2 protein-coding genes are annotated in these 414 nt (G+C 57.0%); both read right to left on the bottom strand.

Annotated features, from left to right (window positions below; all coding sequences use genetic code 11):
- Positions 1 to 130: NAD-dependent epimerase/dehydratase family protein (locus K6M89_RS30630; RefSeq protein ID WP_222141864.1), on the bottom strand; the 130-nt coding region annotated here is incomplete at its 3' end.
- Positions 131 to 169: 39 nt separating this feature from the next.
- A partial coding sequence (locus tag K6M89_RS30625; protein WP_222141863.1) for a sugar transferase occupies positions 170 to 414 on the bottom strand: 245 nt, incomplete at its 5' end.

Here is a 414-nt window from a genome sequence, read left to right as displayed (position 1 = left end):
TGTCGCGCGAACCGGTATAGTAATTGTCCACGCAGAGGACGTCGTTACCCTCTCGCAAAAGCCTTTCGCACAGGAATGATCCCAGAAACCCGGTGCCGCCGGTAACCATAATTCCCTTGTGTCCGTGCATTGATGTGCTCCGTTGTTGATGCTTGCCTCGTGGAAGTGGTCAGCAGGCTCCCCTGCGCTTGAAGACAGCGGGGATTGTGCCGAGAAGAATTTGGCAGTCGAACCAGAGGGACCGGTTGTCGATGTAGAACTCGTCGAGTTGCTGCTGCAGCTCGATATCCGCATCGCTTCGTTCGGATATTTGCCAAAGGCCTGTGAGCCCCGGCGTGACGGAACGGCGCTTGTCCCGAAATTCGCCGTCCATCGCCGAAAGATGATACTCCGGGAACGGCCGTGGTCCGACAA

Origin of the sequence: Rhizobium croatiense (assembly GCF_019793465.1) — a bacterium.
In the GTDB taxonomy this organism is placed as follows: domain Bacteria; phylum Pseudomonadota; class Alphaproteobacteria; order Rhizobiales; family Rhizobiaceae; genus Rhizobium; species Rhizobium croatiense.
Note: the sequence above shows the minus strand (reverse complement) of the source record. Positions and strands in the feature narration are given on the sequence as shown.